Annotated in this window: 14 protein-coding genes; 3 read left to right on the top strand and 11 right to left on the bottom strand. The window is 70.8% G+C overall.

Annotated elements, in window-relative coordinates; all coding sequences use genetic code 11:
- Nucleotides 1-21: 21 nt before the first annotated feature.
- Nucleotides 22-231 (bottom strand): KGG domain-containing protein, encoded by a 210-nt coding sequence (locus ASD79_RS20605; protein WP_007675496.1) that lies wholly within the window; start codon nt 229-231, stop codon nt 22-24.
- A 9-nt stretch (nt 232-240) separates the two neighbouring features.
- Complete coding sequence (locus tag ASD79_RS24735; RefSeq protein WP_200952337.1) at nt 241-408, bottom strand: hypothetical protein; 168 nt, start codon at nt 406-408, stop codon at nt 241-243.
- A gap of 115 nt (nt 409-523) precedes the next feature.
- Here ASD79_RS24735 and ASD79_RS20610 point away from each other — a divergent pair, with 115 nt between their 5' ends.
- Nucleotides 524-1,198 carry a DUF1345 domain-containing protein gene (locus tag ASD79_RS20610; protein ID WP_056725118.1) on the top strand — a complete coding sequence of 225 codons (675 nt, stop codon included), beginning with the start codon at nt 524-526 and terminating at the stop codon, nt 1,196-1,198.
- Nucleotides 1,199-1,301: 103 nt separating this feature from the next.
- Here ASD79_RS20610 and ASD79_RS20615 read toward each other — a convergent pair whose 3' ends face one another.
- The 6 genes from ASD79_RS20615 to ASD79_RS20640 all read right to left on the bottom strand — a co-directional run bounded on the left by ASD79_RS20615 (nt 1,302) and on the right by ASD79_RS20640 (nt 8,086).
- On the bottom strand, nt 1,302-2,549 hold the full coding sequence (locus tag ASD79_RS20615; RefSeq protein ID WP_200952338.1) for an ABC transporter permease: 1,248 nt from the start codon (nt 2,547-2,549) through the stop codon (nt 1,302-1,304).
- The gene (locus ASD79_RS20620; protein ID WP_056725120.1) at nt 2,546-3,229 is read right to left on the bottom strand and encodes an ABC transporter ATP-binding protein; all 684 of its coding nucleotides are present in this window, start codon (nt 3,227-3,229) and stop codon (nt 2,546-2,548) included. Before ASD79_RS20620 ends, ASD79_RS20615 begins: the two co-directional genes overlap by 4 nt.
- A 10-nt stretch (nt 3,230-3,239) precedes the next feature.
- Nucleotides 3,240-4,814 (bottom strand): efflux RND transporter periplasmic adaptor subunit, encoded by a 1,575-nt coding sequence (locus ASD79_RS25365; protein ID WP_082585051.1) that lies wholly within the window; start codon nt 4,812-4,814, stop codon nt 3,240-3,242.
- A gap of 71 nt (nt 4,815-4,885) precedes the next feature.
- Nucleotides 4,886-5,656 carry a hypothetical protein gene (locus tag ASD79_RS20630; protein WP_056725123.1) on the bottom strand — a complete coding sequence of 257 codons (771 nt, stop codon included), beginning with the start codon at nt 5,654-5,656 and terminating at the stop codon, nt 4,886-4,888.
- Nucleotides 5,657-5,735: 79 nt separating this feature from the next.
- Complete coding sequence (locus ASD79_RS20635) at nt 5,736-7,262, bottom strand: ATP-binding protein (protein WP_056725125.1); 1,527 nt, start codon at nt 7,260-7,262, stop codon at nt 5,736-5,738.
- Nucleotides 7,259-8,086: a response regulator gene (locus tag ASD79_RS20640; protein ID WP_235524546.1), complete on the bottom strand. Its 828-nt coding sequence runs from the start codon at nt 8,084-8,086 to the stop codon at nt 7,259-7,261. Before ASD79_RS20640 ends, ASD79_RS20635 begins: the two co-directional genes overlap by 4 nt.
- A gap of 104 nt (nt 8,087-8,190) precedes the next feature.
- Here ASD79_RS20640 and ASD79_RS20645 point away from each other — a divergent pair, with 104 nt between their 5' ends.
- A complete protein-coding gene (locus ASD79_RS20645) occupies nt 8,191-8,661 on the top strand; it encodes a dockerin type I domain-containing protein (protein ID WP_056725126.1) in 471 nt (156 codons plus the stop codon).
- 7 nt (nt 8,662-8,668) lie between these two features.
- On the opposite strand, the gene ASD79_RS20650 is transcribed toward ASD79_RS20645, so the two are convergent.
- Together ASD79_RS20650 and ASD79_RS20655 are read right to left on the bottom strand one after the other, a co-directional pair.
- A complete protein-coding gene (locus ASD79_RS20650; RefSeq protein ID WP_056725128.1) occupies nt 8,669-9,385 on the bottom strand; it encodes an MBL fold metallo-hydrolase in 717 nt (238 codons plus the stop codon).
- An 86-nt stretch (nt 9,386-9,471) separates the two neighbouring features.
- The gene (locus tag ASD79_RS20655) at nt 9,472-11,025 is read right to left on the bottom strand and encodes an amino acid permease (RefSeq protein WP_056725129.1); all 1,554 of its coding nucleotides are present in this window, start codon (nt 11,023-11,025) and stop codon (nt 9,472-9,474) included.
- 269 nt (nt 11,026-11,294) lie between these two features.
- On the opposite strand from ASD79_RS20655, the gene hrpB reads away from it, so the two are divergent.
- Complete coding sequence (gene hrpB / locus ASD79_RS20660) at nt 11,295-13,736, top strand: ATP-dependent helicase HrpB (RefSeq protein ID WP_056725131.1); 2,442 nt, start codon at nt 11,295-11,297, stop codon at nt 13,734-13,736.
- 227 nt (nt 13,737-13,963) lie between these two features.
- Here hrpB and ASD79_RS20665 read toward each other — a convergent pair whose 3' ends face one another.
- A complete protein-coding gene (locus tag ASD79_RS20665; protein ID WP_056725133.1) occupies nt 13,964-15,775 on the bottom strand; it encodes an aminopeptidase P family protein in 1,812 nt (603 codons plus the stop codon).
- Nucleotides 15,776-15,803 lie beyond the last annotated feature (28 nt).

A 15,803-nucleotide genomic window follows, 5' to 3' on the forward strand; every position in this document is an offset into this window, starting at 1 on the left:
CGGGCCGCGGCGCGCTTCATCTCAGGCGTCGCGCCCTGACAGGCGTCCGCCGCCGCGCGACGAGGAACCGCCCTTGCGGCCGGCATTGGCCGCCAGGTCGCGGTCTTTGGCGAAACTGCGCTTCTCGCTGGGAACGCTGGCGCCCCCTTTACGCGCGATTTCGCGGCGACGTTCGGGGTCCATGGCGGCGAAGCCTCGGCGGCCGCGGGGCCGTTCGCTGTCGAGGTCCATAGGTAGCTCCTAATCGGGACTGGTCACGGGGGAGAACGGGGCGAGGGAGGCGTCATAGGGCCGGTCGTCGCCCGGCTGAACGGGCGGCTCGCGCATCGGCTCTTCGTCGGGCGTTGCGCCCGGGTCATAGTCGGGTTGCGAGGGCTCGATCGGCGGCGGGGCGTCGGGATCGGTCATGGCGTCTTCCACGTGTTCCAGTGACGTAACCGGTGAAGTCGCGATCGGTTCACGCAATGGCCAAGACAATTGTTCGGGGTCCGGCGTTTACCAATTTCGCAAATGAGGGCGAGTGATGCGCAAGAGCAAGGGGGCCGAGGCGAAAACGCCTTACATGGCAAGGCATTGGCGACTGGGAGCCGCCGTCGCGGTCGGCGTTCTGGGCTGGCTCGCGGCCCGCCAATTGAACGCGCCGACCAGCACCCACGTCCTGGTCGGATGGGACGCCTGCGCCCTGACCTACGTCCTCCTGACCTGGTGGTTGTTCCTGAAGGCGGATGAAACCGAGGTGCGCCGCCGCGCGGCCGAGCAGGACGAGGGGCCGTCGCTGATCCTGGTCATCGTGCTGGCGGCGATCGGTTTCAGCCTGGCGGCGGTGGTCGCGGCGATGATCAACGCACGCGCGGCGGGCCACGACATCAAGGCGCTCACGGCGGCCTGCGCGGGGGTGACGCTGGTGCTGTCCTGGATCGTGCTGCAGACGGTGTTCGTGCTGCACTACGCCCATCGCCACTTCGGCGACGGGACCGCGAAGCCGGGCTTCGAGTTCCCCGGCGAGCCGGCCCGCACCTATCGCGATTTCGTCTATCTGGCCTTCAGCATCGGGGCGACCTTCCAGGTCTCGGACAACAATGTCCTGACCTCGAAGCTGCGCAACCTCGTCACCGCCCAGGCGGTCAGCGCCTATTTCTACAACACCGCCATCCTGGCGCTGGGCATCAACATCATCGCCGGGCTGGTGGGGTCGTAGAGCATTTTCGAGCGAAGTGGATACCGGTTCGCGTGAAGAAAATGCACAAAAACAAAGCCTAGAGCGGCCGGCCTGATGCAATCAGGTCGGCCGCTCTGGAGATCTACTCCCGCCGCAACGCCTCGATCGGATCGAGGCGCGAAGCCTGCCAGGACGGATAGGCGCCGAACACCAGGCCGACGATCACCGAGAAGCCCAGCGAGATCGGCGCGGCCCAGCCGGCGATGGCGATCGGCCAGTCGCCCAGCTTGGCCATCAGCAGCGCGCCCAGCACGCCGATGATCAGGCCCACCAGGCCGCCGACCACCGACAGGGTCACCGCCTCGAGGGCGAACTGGTACAGCACCTCGGAGCGACGGGCTCCGACCGCCATGCGCAGGCCGATCTCGCGGGTCCGCTCGGTGACGGCCACCAGCATGATGTTCATGATCCCCACGCCCCCGACCACCAGCGACACGGCGGCGACGGCCGCAAGCAGGACGGTGAAGGTCTGGGTCGAGGCCTGCATGGCCTCCAGGATCGAGGCGCTGTTCTGGACCTGGAAGTCGTCCTCGCCGCCGTTGCGCACCTTGTGGCGCTCGCGCAGCAGGTTGGTGACGTCCTCCTGTACCCGGTCGATGGTGTCGCCCGAGCTGGCCTTGACGTAGATGGCCTGGACGTTGTCGCCCTTGACTCGCCGGCCGACGATGCGCGAGCGCACCGCCTGGAGCGGGCCCAGGGTGATGTCGTCCTGGTCCTGGCCCATGCCGCTCTGGCCGCGCGTCGTCAGGACGCCGATCACCTCGAACGGCACCGTGCCGACCCGCACGCGCCGACCCAGCGGGTCGATATCGGGAAAGAGATTGTCGGCCACGGTCTTGCCCAGCACGATGACCTTCTTGCCCTGGCGGGCTTCGCGGTCATCGAACATCCGGCCCTGGGCGATGCTGATGTCGCGGGCCACCAGGTAGTCGGGCGTGACGCCCTCGATACGGCTGTTCCAGTTGGTGCCGTCGGCGGCCATCTGGGCCCCGCCGGTGACGCTGGGGGCGACGGCGGCCACGTCCTCGACCTGGGCGGCGATCGCGGCGGCGTCGCCGTCGTTCAGGGACTGGCCCGAGCCGGCGGCCTGGGTGATGAAGGCCTGGCCCGGCGCGCGGGCCGCGCCAGGGCGGACGATCAGGATGTTGGAGCCCAGGCCGCCGATGGCCTTGGTCACCCGCTGCTGGGCGCCCAGGCCGATGGAGGTCATCATGACCACGGCGGCGACCCCGATCACCACGCCCAGCGAGGTCAGGGCGCTGCGCATGGGATGGGCGGCGATGGCCCCGGCGGCGAAGCCGACCAGGTCGATGCGTCTCATCGTGCTCATGCCGGCGCCTCGCTCTCGTCATGGACGATATGGCCGTCGCGGAACGACACCCGCCGCCGGGCGGCGCCGGCGACGTCCAGATCGTGGGTGACGATCACCAGGGTCAGGCCCTGGGCGTTGAGCTCGCGGAACAGGGCCAGGACCTCCTCGCCGGTGTGGGTGTCCAGGGCGCCGGTCGGCTCGTCGGCCAGCAGCAGGTCCGGGTTGTTGGCCAGGGCGCGGGCGATGGCCACCCGCTGCTGCTGGCCGCCCGACAGCTGGGTGGGACGGTGGTCCTTGCGCGAACCCAGGCCGACGCGGTCGAGCAGGCCCGCGGCCCGCGCGCGGCGCTCCTCGGGCGGCACGCCGGCATAGACCATGGGCAGTTCGACGTTCTTCATCGCCGTCAGCCGGGGCAACAGCTGGAAGGACTGGAACACGAAGCCGATCCGCCGCCGGCGGAAGTCGGCCAACTGGTCGTCGTCGAAGTGGCCGACGTCCTCGCCCTCGAAGTGGTACGAACCCGCCGTCGGCCGGTCGAGCCCGCCCAGGATGTTCATCAGCGACGACTTGCCCGAGCCGGACGGGCCGATGACGGCCGTGAACTCGCCGCGGTCGATCGACAGGCTGACGCCGGCCAGGGCCGCCACCTGTTCCTCGCCCATGACATAGACCTTGGTCAGGTCTTTGAACGCGATCATCGCCCCGGCCCTACATCCGCACCCGGGGCGGAGCCGCGCCCGGCATGCCGCCGCCCTGCAGCTGCAGCTTGGCGCGCGGGCCGCCGCCGGTGATCACCTGGTCGCCGGGCTTGAGGTCGCGACTGACGATCTCGGTGTTGGAGCCGTCAGTGGCGCCGACCCGCACGGCAACCGGCTCGGGCTTGTTCTTGCGCAGCACATAGACGACGCCGGCGCTCATGCCGCCTCGGCGCTGGCCCTGCTGAGCCGCCATGCGGGCGCGGATGGCGACCAGCTTGGTCTTCTGTTCGGGCTTGAGGATCGGCTCCAACTGGGCGAAGGCGGCCTCCATGCTGGCGCGCATGGCCTTGCGACGGTCGCCGTCGCCGGCCGACATCGCCTTCTGCCGGGCCTCGGCGAAGATCGCCTCGGCCTTGGTCTTCTGGCTGGCGTCGAGGTCGAGGTCGGCCAGCAGGCGCCCGGCCATGCCGCCGCCACGCCCCTGACCGCCCTGGCCGCCGCCAGCCCCTTGACCGGGACCGCCCGGTCCTCCGGGCCCGCCCGGGCCACCGGCGCCGGGGCCGCCGCCTTGTCCGCCCCGCTGGCTTCCCGTCGTGTCCGCCGGTTTCCAGCGCAGGGCGGCCGAGGGGACCTTCACGACGTCGCGGCGCTGCTCGACCACGATGTCGGCGTTGGCGGTCATGCCCGGCAGCAGCTTGCCGCCCGGGTTCTCGGCCTCGGCCAGCACGATGTAGGCCACGACGTTGGCCGAGGTCTCCGGCTGCTTGCGCACCTGGGTGACCACGCCTTCGAAGGTATCCTCGGGGAAGGCGTCGACCGTGAACTTGACGGTCTGGCCTTCCTTGACCTGGCCGATGTCGGCCTCGTCGACAGTGATCTTCACCTCCAGTTTCGACAGGTCCTGGGCGATCTTGAACAGTACGGGGGACGACAGGCTGGCGGCCACGGTCTGGCCGGGCTCGATCTGGCGATCGACCACCACGCCGTCGATGGGCGCGATGATGGTGGTGCGGCCCAGGTCGACCTGGTTGACGGCCATGGCGGCCTGGGACTGGCTGATCGAGGCGCGGGCGCTGTCGATGCCGGCCTGCGACACCTTCCAGGCGGCCAGGGCGGTGTCCAGCGCCGCCTTGGCGGTGATGCCGCGGTCATACAGGAACTTGGCGCGGTCGTAGTCGGCCTTGGCCTTGGCGGCGTTGGCCTGGGCCTGTTTCAGGCTGGCGTTGCTGGCCGCGACATTGGCCTGGCTCTGGTTGACGCGCGAGACGTAGGTCTGGGGGTCCAGCGTGGCCATCACCTGGCCCTTGGTCACCTCGTCGTTGAAATCGACCAGCACCTGCTTGATCTGGCCGGAGATCTGCGAGCCGACCTCGACGGTGACCAGAGCCTGCAAGGTGCCCGAGGCCGAAACCGTCTTGGTCAGGTCGCCGCGCGCGATGGCGGCCGTGCGGTAGGGATCCTTGGGCGCCTTCGGGCGGGTCTGCCAGAACACCAGGCCGGCGATGACCGCCACGAGCACCATCAGGCCAATGACCATCGGCGCCGAAATGCGAAAACGCCGGGCGGGCAGGGAAGATGGGCTCATAGGGGCAGGGGCTCCGGCGCGGAATCAGTGAGGTCCGTATGGCGTTAGACGCTGTAGGTTGCAGCTACATTTCAACGCCGCCTGGGCGGGCGTCCGTCCGGCGGGGTTTCGCCGCGCCCCTGGGCCGGGGTTCTGGGCAGGTCGGCCAGGCGCAGGCGTCCGTCACCGGCCTTGTCGAGCAGGGCGAAGCGGGACCGGGCGGCCCTGGCGGCCTCGTCGCGAGTGATGCGGCGGTCGAAGTCGGCGTCGGCGCCCATCACGGGCTGGGGTTCGGCCAGCAGGCTGTAGGGGGTGGCTCCCTGCAACATGCCGCCCATCGGGCCGCCGCCGCGCTTGCCGCCGCCATGACCGCCGCCGGGAGGTCCGCCGCGTCCACCGCCCGGAGGTCCGCCCGCGCCTTGGCCGCCACGAGGACCCTGACCGGCCTCGCGGAACGCCTCCAGGATCTCCGGCGCGATCTGGCTTTCGTAGTTGGAGACCTCGAACCCGTCGATGACGCCGTTGTGGTCCACGTCGAGCACCGCGAAGAAGCGCAGGGCGTCGGCGACGAACTCGTCACGGGTCAGGGCGCCGTCGTGGTCGGTGTCGGCGCCGGCGAACCAGGCGGCGACCGGGTAAGGCTGCCCGGCGTCGGCGCGGAACGGCTCGCCGGCCGGGCTGATGAACACCTGCCGGTGCGGTGCGCGCGGCGACCCGCCTTCGCCGTCGTCGCGAGGCGGGCGCGGCGCCTTGCCCCAGTCGCCACGCGGACCGTCCTGGGGCGGGCCGGAGGCGCAGGCCGCCAGGCACAGGGCGGCGAACATCAGGATGCAGGTGGCGCGGAGGCGTGACAGGGTTTGCATTCCTTCGATCAACCGCGCTGGCGTGTCTGGCGTATGGCGCAGCTTTTGCGCGCCCGCGACAAACCTCGAACGTTGTAATCTAGAACGGCAGCTCGACCCGGGCCCGCAGGCCGCCCTTGGGGCGGTTGTGCAGGGTGACGTCGCCGCCATGAGCGCGCGCCACCGAGCGGACCACGGCCAGGCCCAGGCCGATGCCGCCGGTCTCGCGGTTGCGCGACGGCTCGCTGCGGAAGAACGGTTCGAACACCCGGTCCAGCTCGGCGGGGACGATGCCAGGACCGTTGTCGTCGATCTCGATCACCGCCAATCGGCCTTCGACATGCACGCGGCCCTGCACCGCGCCGCCGTATTTGAGGCCGTTCTCGACCAGGTTGGTGAGCAGGCGACGCAAGGCGACGGGATCGCCGTCGATGATGATCTTCTCGCCGCGCTCGACCACCGCCTGGCCACCGGTCTCGGCGGCCTCGTCGATGACGCTTTCCAGCAGCGAGGCCAGTTCCAGCTTGGTGCGCTCGGCCGGTCGGGTGGTGTCGCGGACGAAGGCCATGGTGGCGGCGATCATCGCCTCCATCTGGTCGATGTCCGAGGCCAGCTTGCCCCGGACGTCGTCAGGCACGGCCTCGATGCGGAAGCGCAGGCGGGTCAGGGGGGTGCGCAGGTCGTGGGCCACCGCGCCGATCATCGCCGTGCGATCCTCGACATAACGGCGCAGGCGCTCCTGCATCATGTTGAAGGCGTTGGAGGCGGCGATCACCTCGGCCGAGCCGGTCAGGGCCAGGGGCGCGGCGCGCGGATCGCGGCCCAGGCGCTCGGCGGCGCCGGCGAAGGCGCTGATCGGGCCCGACAGCCGCCGCGCGAACAGCCAGGCCAAGGGCGCGACGCAAATCACCGAGAGGCCCAGGATCAGCAGGATGCGCTGCTGCCAGCTGTCGAAACGGAGGGCGGGCTTGGGCTCGATGATCGTCCAGCGGCCGTCGTTCTGCTGCACGGCCAGCTTGAAGTCGCCGAAGATGAAGGGCTCTTCGTGGGGGAAGTCGAAGGCGGGAGGACGGCCCCGGAAACCGTCGGGCCCGTTCACCGGGCGGCCGCGCTGGTCGCCGATGTTGTCGGGCGGGACCCCGGGGATGTTGGGACCGCCCCGACCTTCCCGGCCTTCCCGGCCTCCTGGCCCGCCCGGGCCTACCGGACCGCCGCTCAGTGGGTCGGGAGACAGCAGCCGGGTCGACAGGGTGCGTTTCTGGGTGCGGACGAAGAAGCGGGGCCCGTTCTCGACGTCGATCTCGATCCGCGAGGGATCGATGCCGAGTTCGCGAGCGACGGCGGTCTTGAACTCGGCCCGCCGGCGGTTGTCGACCAGGCCCCGGAACGGCTTGGCATGCCGACGCACGATCAGCAGGCGGCCGTCCCGCGGCTGGACGCTGGCGCCGGTCTTCAGGGCGCGGGTGATCTCGCTCAGCCGATAGAACTCCGGCGGCGGCGGCGGCAGGGTGAAGACCACCGCGATGGCGATCAGCTGCGCCGCCACCAGGGTCACGATGACCAGGCCCAGGGCCTGGACGAACAGCGGCGCGCTGCTCGGACCCTTGACCTTTACGCCGTCCGTCATGGCGTGCGGGTGACCTTGGACGTGAACATGTAGCCTTCGCTGCGGATGGTGCGGATCAGTTCGCCGCCGCCGCCGTCGTCCAGCTTGCGGCGCAGGCGGCTGATCTGGACGTCGATGGCCCGGTCATAGGCGTCGCTCTCGCGGCCCCGGGCCAGGTCCAGCAGCTGGTCGCGGGTCAGCACCCGCTGGGGGCGCTCGACAAAGGCGCGCAGCAGCGAGAACTCGCCGCTCGACAGGTTGACCACCACCGATTGCGGCGAGCGCAGTTCGCGACGCACCAGGTCCAGCCGCCAGCCGGCGAACTCGCAGGCCGCGCCCATGCCGTCGTCGATGGCGCGGGGCTCCTGGCGACGGCGCAGCACGGCGCGGACCCGGGCCAGCAGTTCACGCGGGTTGCAGGGCTTGGGCAGGTAGTCGTCCGCGCCGAGCTCCAGGCCGACGATGCGGTCGGTCTCCTCGCCCATGGCCGACAGCATGATGATGGCCGGGCCGTCCTGGGCCGACAGCCGTCGGCAGATGGCCAGGCCGTCCTCGCCGGGCAGCATGACGTCGAGCACGACCAGGTCGACCGGACCGCGGGCCAGGGCCTGCTCCATGGTCCGCGAGTCCGAGGCGGTGTCGATGGCGTAGCCGTGGCGACCGAGGAAGTCGGCCACGACATCGCGGATGCCAGGGTCGTCGTCGACGATCAGGATGCGGGCGCCGCGCGCCGGGTCGGAGGCGGGCTGTGTCGAGGCGGCCTGGGTCGAGGCGGCCTGGGTCGAGGCGGTTTGTGTCGAGGCGGTCGCGGCCGACGAGGTCGCGGGATCTTGCGAACTTTCCATGACTTGCTCTTTTCACGCCCCCGTCACCAGCAGATTTCACGGCTGAAACAGGGGCGCAACCCGTCCATGCAAGCTATCGACGCAATTGTTGTCTGGAGACGCGCATGTCCCGCATTCTGCCGACGGCCTTGGCCGCCCTGTCCCTCACCGCCGTCGCCGGCTTCGCCCATGCCCAGATGGGGCCGGGTGGCCCTGGCGGCATGCGGCCCAACCTCGACGCCAACAGCGACGGCGTGGTCAGCGCCTCGGAATTCGACAAGGCCGCCAAGCTCCGCTTCCAGAGGATGGATCAGAACCATGACGGCGTGATCGACACCGGCGAACTGGCCGCCCTCAAGAAGCGCATGGAAGAGCGCCGCGCCGAACGTCCCGACGCTCCGAAGGGGCCGGGCAAGCGTCCCGACATGCTGGCCGAGATGGACGCCAACAAGGACGGCCAGATCACTCAGGCCGAAGCCCTGGCCGTCAGCAAGGCCCGCTTCGCCAAGCTCGACAAGAACAAAGACGGCATGCTCGACGCGGCGGAGCAGAAGGCCATGTGGCAGGGCCGTCCGGGCGGGCCGAAGCCGAAGTAGGCGACGCCTAGCCCGGCGACCGGTTGACTGGCGCGGCGTAGTCCTTGCCCGCGATGTTCATGGCCTCGATCGCCAGGTCGCCGACGAAGGGGTTGCCGCGCCGCTCGGCCCCGAAGGTCGACATCGGGCCGTGGCCGGGCACGAACTGCACGTCGTCGCCCAGCGGCCACAGCTTGCCGGTGATGGCGTCCAGCAGGTCCTGGTGGTTGCCGCGCGGGAAGTCGGTGCGGCCGATCGAGCCCTTGAACAGCACGTCCCCGACCTGGGCGAAGCGCGCCTGGCGGTGGAAGAAGACCACGTGGCCCGGCGTGTGGCCCGGGCAATGCAGCACCTCGAACTGGGTCTCGCCCAGGGTGACCACGTCGCCGTCGTCCAGCCAGCGGTCGGTGACGAAGATCCGCGCCTCGGGAATGCCGTAGCGCTCGCCGGTCGACTGGATCTGGTCGATCCAGAACTGGTCGTCCTTGTGCGGACCCTCGATCGGAACGCCGGTCAGGCGCTTGAGCTCGGCCGCGCCGCCGGCGTGGTCCATGTGGCCGTGGGTGATCCAGATCTTCTCCAGGGTCAGCCCCTGGTCGGCCAGGGCCGTCATCAGGCGCGGGACCTCGCCGCCCGGGTCGATCACGGCGGCCTTCATCGTCTTGGCGCACCAGACGATCGTGCAGTTCTGCTGCAGCGGCGTGACCGGCGCGATGACGGCGCGGATCGGCATTTCGGCGGACATGCCTGGAGCTCCAAAACGAGAAACGGGCGGAGATCCGAAGACCTCCGCCCGCTCGAACTAAGCGTTATCGGCTCAGGATCAAGAGTTTAGTCCTGACCCGGCCGCTTGCCGGTCGGCGTCGGCGGCGCGGCGATCACCGGCGCGTCGTCGTCCAGCTCGTGCACTTCGCCGCGCAGGCCGCGGCCGACGTGGCTCTTGCGGTAGCCGTAGGCGAAGTAGAACACCAGGCCGATACAGGCCCAGATCGGCAGCAGCAGCTTGGCCTTCATCGGCAGGTAGAAGAACAGCACCAGGCAGCCGGCGATGGCCAGCGGGGCGATGATCCAGACCAGCGGCGTCTTGAACGGACGGCGGCGGTCCGGATCCTTGATCCGCAGCATCATCACCGCGATCGCCACCATCAGGAAGGCGAACAGGGTGCCGGAGTTGGAGATGTCGGCCAGCTGGCCGACCGGGAAGAACGCTGCCGCCACCAGCACCAGGCCGCCGGTGACCATGGTCACGATGTGCGGGGTCTTGTACTTCGGGTGGACCTTGCTGAGCACTTCCGGCAGCAGGCCGTCACGCGACATCACGAAGAAGATCCGGGTCTGGCCGTAGATCATCATCAGGATGACCGAGGGCAGGGCCAGGCCGGCGGCGAGGCCGAGCAGGTTGCCGACGGCCGGGTGGCCGATCTCGCGCAGCACGTGGGCCAGGGCTTCACGCGAGCAGACCAGCGGCATGGAGCCGACGGCGGTGATTTCCTTGCAGCGGGCCGCCAGTTCGATCGAGCCGGGGTTGAGGACTTCGCCGTGCAGGCCGAACACCGGTTGGGCGCCATAGGAGCCGATCGCGCCGGCCGCGACCAGCAGGTAGAAGATGGTGCAGATGACCAGCGAGCCGATCAGGCCGATCGGCACGTTGACCTGCGGGTTGCGCGTCTCTTCCGCCGCCGTGGAGACGGCGTCGAAGCCGACATAGGCGAAGAAGATCGAGGCCCCGGCCCCGATGACCCCGGCGGTGGCCAGGGGCGCGAAGGGGTGGAAGTTTTCCATCTTCATGACCGGCAGGGCCAGGACGACGAAGGCGCTGAGGGCGGCGATCTTGATGGCGACCAGGACGCCGTTGACCGTGGCGCTTTCCTTGGTGCCCAGCACCAGCAGCCAGGTGACCAGCAGCGAGATCAGCACGGCCGGCAGGTTGATGATGCCGCCCGCATAGGGACCCGCGACGAGGGCGTCGGGGATGTTGATGTGCAGCAGGTGCTCGATCAGCCCGACGACGTATCCGGACCATCCAACGGCCACGGCGCTGGCGGCCACGGCGTATTCGAGGATCAGGGCCCAGCCGACCAGCCAGGCGAAGAACTCGCCCAGCACGGCGTAGGAATAGGTGTAGGCCGAGCCGGCGACCGGCACCATCGAGGCCAGTTCGGCGTAGCACAGGGCGGCCACGGCGCAGACCGCGCCAGCGATGATGAACGAGAGCAGCATCCCGGGGCCGGCCTTTTGGGCCGCTTCCGCGGTCAGGACGAAGATGCCGGTGCCGATGATGCCGCCGATGCCCAGCAGGGTGAGCTGAACGGGGCCAAGCGAGCGATGCAACGACTTCTTCTCGGCCGTGGCTAGAATCGCATCCAGTGACTTAACGCGCCACATATTTCCTCCAGAGACCCGCGGCTCCCCCCGGGGGCCGCGTAGACAAATTTTGCGGACCGTGGCCCGGTTAAAGGGACGCGGTCAAGGTAAAGCGGAGGGTGTGCGTAAATGTTCGCCCTTGTGGTTGCAATATGGGCCATGGGCTGCCGCATGAATGTTGCGACGCAGCACGCTCTGTAGCCGTTACTGCCTCCTGCTTGGGCGATGACGATTGCGACGCGGCAGGCTAGTCGCTTGGCGATTTCCGCGCCCGCCGCTAAACCCGCCGCGTGACCCTTCCCATCCATGAGGCCTTGCCGGCCCTGAAGTCCGCCCTGGCGGAGCGCGAGGCCGCCGTGCTGGTGGCCCCGCCCGGCGCGGGCAAGACCACGGTCGTGCCCCTGGCCCTGCTGGACCAGCCCTGGGTGGGCGACGGCAAGATCGTCATGCTCGAGCCCCGGCGGCTGGCGGCCCGGGCGGCGGCCTCGCGGATGGCCCAGAGCCTGGGCGAGAGCGTCGGCGACACGGTCGGCTTCCGGGTCAGGCTGCAGTCGAAGGTCTCGGGCCGCACGCGAATCGAGGTGGTGACCGAGGGGGTCTTCACCCGGATGATTCTCGACGATCCCGGCCTGGACGGCGTGGCCGCGGTGATCTTCGACGAGTTCCACGAGCGCAGCCTCGACGCCGACCTCGGCCTGGCCCTGGCCCGCGACGCCCAAGGCCTGGTGCGCGAGGACCTGAAGATCCTGGTGATGTCGGCCACCCTCGACGGCGGGCGAATCTCGGCCCTGCTGGGCGACGCCCCGATCGTCGAGAGCCAGGGGCGGATGTTCCCGGTCGACACCCGCCACCTGGGTCGCGACGAACGTCAGCGCCTGGAGGAGCGCGTGGTCCGCGCCGTCGAGCGGGCCCTGGCGGAGGAGGGCGGCAGCCTGCTGGTCTTCCTGCCGGGCCAGGGCGAGATCCGCCGCGTCGAGACCCTGCTGCGTGAGCGGTTGCGGCGTCCCGAGGTCGATGTCACGCCGTTGTACGGGGCGCTCGACCCGGTCGAGCAGGACCGCGCCGTGGCCCCGGCCCAGCCCGGGCGGCGCAAGGTGGTGCTGGCCACCTCGATCGCCGAGACCAGCTTGACCATCGAGGGCGTGCGAGTGGTCATCGACTGCGGCCTGGCCCGCGTGCCGCGTTTCGATCCCTCCAGCGGCCTGACCCGGCTGGAGACGGTGCGGGTGTCGCGCGCCGCCGCCGACCAGCGCCGGGGCCGGGCGGGACGCACCGAGCCGGGCGTCTGCTACCGCCTGTGGGACGAGCCGGAGACCCGGGCCCTGCCGGCCTTCGCCCGGCCCGAGATCCTGGAAGCGGACCTGTCGAGCCTGGCCTTGAACCTGGCCCGCTGGGGGGCGCGCGACGCCGCGAACCTGGCCTTCCTCGACGCGCCGCCGGCCGCCGCCTTCAACGAGGCCCGGACCCTGCTCAACCGCCTGCAGGCCCTGGACGGGCAGGGCGGCCTGACCGCCCACGGCCGGGCCCTGGCCGAGATGCCGCTGGCCCCGCGCCTGGCCCACATGGTGGTGCGCGCCGCCGCCGCCGGCCAGGCCGGGCGCGGGGCCCAGATCGCCGCCGTGCTCAGCGAACAGGGGCTGGGCGGCCGCGACGTCGACCTGCGCCACCGGCTGGAGAGCTTCGGCCGCGACCGCTCGCCCAGGGCCCGCGACGCCCGGACGCTGTCCGAGCGCTGGGCTCGCGTCGCCGGCAGGCCGTCAGGCGCCGCGCCGCTGGACGACGCCCTGCTGCTGGCCGAGGCCTATCCGGAGCGGGTGGCCAAGGCGCGCGGCAAGCCGGGCGAGTACCAACTGGCCGGCGGGCGCGGCGTCTATCTGGAGCCGACCGACGCCCTGGCTCGCGAGACCTGGCTGGCGGTCGGCGAACTGGGCGGCGGCGAGGCCCACGACCGCATCCTGCTGGCCGCGCCGCTCGACGAGGCCGCCCTGCGCGAAGCCTTCGCCGACCGGCTGGTCGCCGAGGACCGGCTGGAGCCCGACACGAGGGGCAAGGTCCGGGCCCGCCGGCTGCTGCGCCTGGGCAAGCTGGTGATCGAGGAGCGGCTGCTCGACAAGGTCGATCCGGTCCTGGTGGCCAGGGCGTTGCTGGACCAGGTGGTCCGCGAGGGGCTTTGCGCCGTGCCGCTGGGCGAGGGGACGCAGGCCCTGCGTCGCCGCGTGGCCTTCCTGCGGGCGATCGACGCGGCGACCTGGCCCGACCTGTCGGACGCCGCCCTGCTGGAGCGCCTGCCCGAGTGGCTGGAGCCGCTGCTGGCCGGCCGCTCGTCCCTGGCCTCGTTGAGCGACGCCGCCCTGGCCGACGCCCTGCGAACCTTGATCCCCTGGGAGACCCAGCGAAAGCTCGACGCCCTGGCCCCGGCCCGGTTCACCGCCCCGACCGGCTCCAGCTTCGCCATCGACTACGGCGCCGACGGCGGGCCGCGCATCGATGTGCGGGTTCAGGAACTGTTCGGCCTGACGGCCCACCCGACCGTGGCCGGGGTGTCCCTGGTGCTGGCGCTGCTGTCGCCCGGCCACAAGCCGATCCAGATCACCCGCGACCTGCCGGGCTTCTGGCGCGGCTCGTGGCGCGAGGTGAAGAGCGAGATGAAGGGCCGCTATCCGAGGCATGTGTGGCCGGACGACCCGGCGGCCGCCGCGCCGACGACGCGGGCCAAACCTCGGGGAACTTGAAAGATTTCAGTGGGTTGGGTGGAATCGGCGTGCGGCGGTTCGCACCCTCTCCCGGAGGGGAGAGGGTGGGGCCCGCCGCGCAGCGGTGGGAGGGTGAGGGGTGACGCCGTCAGCCGCCCATCCCCAACGCCCTGCCGGCACGCCGTCCAACGTCTAAACCCCTCACCCTCCCACGCTTGCAGCGTGGGCCCCTCCCTCTCCCTTTGGGAGAGGGTTCAACAACGCGCCTAAAGCGGCGCGCAGACCGCCTCCAGCCACGCCCGCACCTCCGGTTCCACCCGCGGCCCGATCTCCTTCACGACCCGCGCGTGATAGGCGTCGAACTGGGCGATCTCCTCAGGGCTCAGCAGGCTCTTGTCGACCAGGCGGCGGTCGATCGGGGCCAGGGTCAGGGCCTGGAAGCGGTGCATCGGCCGGTCGCCGTCGCCGACCGGCTCGGCGGGCATCACCACCTCGAGGTTCTCGATGCGGATGCCGTATTCGCCGTCCTTGTAGTAGCCGGGCTCGTTGGAGACGATCATCCCCGGCTGCAGGGCCACGGTGTTGGGCGCTTTGGAAATCCGGTGCGGGCCCTCGTGGACGCCCAGATAGACCCCGACGCCGTGGCCGGTGCCGTGGTCGTAGTCCAGACCGTGGCTCCACAGGGCGGCGCGGGCGAAGGCGTCGATGGCCGAGCCGGTGGTGCCGGCCGGAAAGCGCAGGCGGGCGATGGCCAGGTGGCCCTTGAGGACCAGGGTGTTGCGGGTGACCATCTCCTGGGACGGTTCGCCGATCGCCACCGTGCGGGTGACGTCGGTGGTGCCGTCCAGGTACTGGCCGCCGCTGTCGACCAGCAGCAGCGAACCCTTCGCGGCCCGCTGGTTGCTGCGCTCGGTCGGGCGGTAGTGGGGCAGGGCGCCGTGGCCGTTGGCGGCGCCGATGGTGTCGAAACTGAGGTCCTTGAGCACGCCGGTCGACTCGCGGAAGGCCTCCAGCTTGGCGACGGCCTCCTTCTCGTCGGGCGGGCTGACCTGGCCCTCGGTGGCCAGCCAGTGCAGGAACCGGGTCAGGGCCGCGCCGTCGCGCTTGTGGGCTTCCTGGGTGCCGGCGATCTCGACGGCGTTCTTGCAGGCGCGCGGCAGGGTGCAGGGGTCCATGGCCCGCACCACGCCGGCGCCGGCGGCGGCCAGGGTGTCGAAATACCAGGCCGAGGACTGGGCCGGATCGACCAGCACGGCCTTGCCGGCCAACTCGGCCAGGGCGCCGTCCAGGGCGTCCGGCGTCTCCAGCGACACCTGGTTGCCCAGCCACGCGGGCAGGTCGCCCGTGACCTTGGCCGGGTCGAGGAACAGCCGGGCCGTGCCGTCGGCGCGGACCACCGCCTGCGACAGCGGCAGGGGCGAGCGGATGACGTCGCCGCCGCGGATGTTGAACAGCCAGGCGATCGAGGCCGGGGCGGTGATCACCGCCGCGTCGGCGCCCAGGGCGGCGACGGCCGCGCCGACGCGGGCCCGCTTGGAGGCCGATTCCTCGCCGGCATATTGCACGGGCTGGGGCACGACCGGCGCGGTCGGCTGGGCGGGACGTTCCGCCCCCCAGGCCTCGTCGATCGGGTTGACGGCCACCGGCTTCAGCGCCGCGCCGGCCCTGTGGGCGGCGGCCTTCAGCGAGTCCAGCGCCTGGGGGCTGTGCAGGCGGGCGTCGTAGCCGATCACCGCGCCCCTGTGGGCGGTCTCGAGATAGGCGGGGACGCCGCCCTCGACGAGGTCGCGGATCTCGAACACGCCCTGGTCGACCTGCTCGCGCACCTGCAGGGTGTAGCGGCCGTCGACGAACACGGCGGCGCGGTCCTTGAGGATCACCCCGGCCCCGGCCGAGCCGGTGAAGCCGCTGGCCCAGGCCAGGCGATCGTTGGCCGGGGGCAGGTACTCGTTCTGGTGCTCGTCCTCGTGGGGGACCAGGAAACCGTCCAGGCCTTGGCGCGCCATGGCGGCGCGGATCAGCGGGACGTGACGGGGGCCGAAGGACGGCTCGGTGGATTCATCGAAGGTCTGGCGCATGCTTCGGATTTAATCCCACCCTTTCGAC

Origin of the sequence: Caulobacter sp. Root655, from assembly GCF_001427665.1 — a bacterium.
Lineage (GTDB): Bacteria > Pseudomonadota > Alphaproteobacteria > Caulobacterales > Caulobacteraceae > Caulobacter.

Excerpts from the sequence above, each read along its gene's own strand:
- ASD79_RS20640 (WP_235524546.1), bottom strand. The coding sequence starts at position 8,086 with ATGGAAAGTTCGCAAGATCCCGCGACCTCGTCGGCCGCGACCGCCTCG.
- ASD79_RS20650 (WP_056725128.1), bottom strand. The coding sequence starts at position 9,385 with ATGTCCGCCGAAATGCCGATCCGCGCCGTCATCGCGCCGGTCACGCCG.
- ASD79_RS20610 (WP_056725118.1), top strand. The coding sequence starts at position 524 with ATGCGCAAGAGCAAGGGGGCCGAGGCGAAAACGCCTTACATGGCAAGG.
- ASD79_RS20635 (WP_056725125.1), bottom strand. The coding sequence starts at position 7,262 with ATGACGGACGGCGTAAAGGTCAAGGGTCCGAGCAGCGCGCCGCTGTTC.
- ASD79_RS20620 (WP_056725120.1), bottom strand. The coding sequence starts at position 3,229 with ATGATCGCGTTCAAAGACCTGACCAAGGTCTATGTCATGGGCGAGGAA.
- ASD79_RS25365 (WP_082585051.1), bottom strand. The coding sequence starts at position 4,814 with ATGAGCCCATCTTCCCTGCCCGCCCGGCGTTTTCGCATTTCGGCGCCG.
- ASD79_RS20615 (WP_200952338.1), bottom strand. The coding sequence starts at position 2,549 with ATGAGCACGATGAGACGCATCGACCTGGTCGGCTTCGCCGCCGGGGCC.
- ASD79_RS20655 (WP_056725129.1), bottom strand. The coding sequence starts at position 11,025 with ATGTGGCGCGTTAAGTCACTGGATGCGATTCTAGCCACGGCCGAGAAG.
- ASD79_RS24735 (WP_200952337.1), bottom strand. The coding sequence starts at position 408 with ATGACCGATCCCGACGCCCCGCCGCCGATCGAGCCCTCGCAACCCGAC.
- ASD79_RS20665 (WP_056725133.1), bottom strand. The coding sequence starts at position 15,775 with ATGCGCCAGACCTTCGATGAATCCACCGAGCCGTCCTTCGGCCCCCGT.
- ASD79_RS20630 (WP_056725123.1), bottom strand. The coding sequence starts at position 5,656 with ATGCAAACCCTGTCACGCCTCCGCGCCACCTGCATCCTGATGTTCGCC.
- ASD79_RS20605 (WP_007675496.1), bottom strand. The coding sequence starts at position 231 with ATGGACCTCGACAGCGAACGGCCCCGCGGCCGCCGAGGCTTCGCCGCC.
- ASD79_RS20645 (WP_056725126.1), top strand. The coding sequence starts at position 8,191 with ATGTCCCGCATTCTGCCGACGGCCTTGGCCGCCCTGTCCCTCACCGCC.